General features: G+C 62.6%; 1 protein-coding gene. It reads left to right on the forward strand.

The window, feature by feature from the left end; translation table 11 throughout:
• Positions 1–1,661: SAM-dependent methyltransferase (locus EOA27_RS35565; RefSeq protein WP_127258620.1), on the forward strand; the 1,661-nt coding region annotated here is incomplete at both ends.

Here is a 1,661-nt window from a genome sequence, read left to right on the forward strand (position 1 = left end):
ACGCACTCCTGGTCGATCGGCAGACAATTGTCGAATTGGGCGGTTTCGATGTGTCGCTGCGTACCTGCGAGAACTGGGATCTGTGGCAGCGCGTCGCACGGCTAGGGAAGAATTGGGTGATGGTCGACGAGCCGCTGGCTTTCTATCAGACCAGCCCCAACTCGCTCTCGCGTAATTCGAGGCAGGTGCTGGCAGATGCGGAAATCGTGATCGCCCGCGGTTTTTCTCCTGATCCCAGGGTCAAACACCCGGCATCGGCTCACGCCAATGGAGCGGTCGAGACGATCGGCCGCTCCGCATCTGAAGCCCTCGCGTGGTTCGCGTTGTGGAACGCCGCGTCGGATTGCGGCAGCGGCTCGCGTTCGATCGACCCGCAGTCCCTGCGCGCGCTCCCCGCGCAACGCAAGTGGGCGCGACAGATCGCCGAGGTGGCCTTGGATGGCGTTATGGCAGGAAGCCTGTCGGCGCCGGCGCAATTGGCTGCCAGATGGGACAGGTTCGGCGGCGCCCTCACCGGGTTGATCACCAGGCTCGGAAAGGTTTGGGAAAATTCCGTCGCGGCTCGCCGCGTCCAGTATCACCTCGAACAGATGCTTCTCGACTTCGACGATCTCGCCGCGCCGCGACGGCTGGCGCTGACACTTGGACTTCGGGTCGATGCTCGAAATCCAGCCGCGACCCAACTTCCGGAAGGAATCGATCAAATCTATGCCTGGCTGATGCGGGACGCCCAGATCGAGGCTCGCGTGCAGTTTGGCGTGCTCGGGACCGTGGCAAGGCATCACTGGATTGAATTGACCGCAAATGTCGTGGCGCCGGACCAACTGACACGCGGGTCAGATCCGGACAGCCACTTCGGCAAACTCGAGCGATTGGCCGCGAAAGCGGTGGAGCTGGTACGGTCGAACGCCGAACCCACCGAGCCGCCTCCAGCGCCGCGCCATGCACGGGCCGCGGATGGGCGCGACAACGATCGCACGTCGTTCTGGAATGGCTATTTCGCGATCGAGGATCCCTGGAACTACGGTTCGTCCTATGAGCAGGAAAAATATGAGCGGCAGCTCGAAATTCTCCCTGCCGGCCACATCGACCGAGCGCTTGAACTGGCCTGCGCTGAGGGCCATTTCACGCGACAGCTCTCGCCTCGCGTGGGTCATCTGACCGCAACCGACATCTCCGCCATAGCCATCGAGCGAGCACGCGAACGGTGCAGCGATCAGTCTAATGTTGAATTCGGCGTGCTGGATTTCGATGCGGACACGCTGCCGGGCGGGATGGATCTGATCTTTTGTTCGGAAGTGCTCTACTACCTGGATGATCTCGATGAGTTGCGGCGCATCGCTAAGAAGATCGTCGAGGCGTTGGCGCCTGGCGGCAGTTTTGTCACCGCGCACGCATTCGTGCTGCGCGACGATCCGAAAAGGACGGGCTTCGACTGGAACACATTCGGTGCGCAAGCGATCTCGGAGACGCTGTCGGCAACCGAGGGCCTGGTCCTCGAGCACTCGATCCAGACCGAACTCTATCGCATAGACCGTTTCCGCCGCCTGTCGCCGGGCGAGGTGGCGACCGAACCGAGGATTGACCATTTGCCGGTCCGCGCCCGAGTCGAAATCGGGGTCGCGCGAAAAGTCGTCTGGGGGGGGGCGCGGGCCTTGCGC

Origin of the sequence: Mesorhizobium sp. M2A.F.Ca.ET.037.01.1.1 (assembly GCF_003998075.1) — a bacterium.
GTDB lineage: Bacteria > Pseudomonadota > Alphaproteobacteria > Rhizobiales > Rhizobiaceae > Mesorhizobium.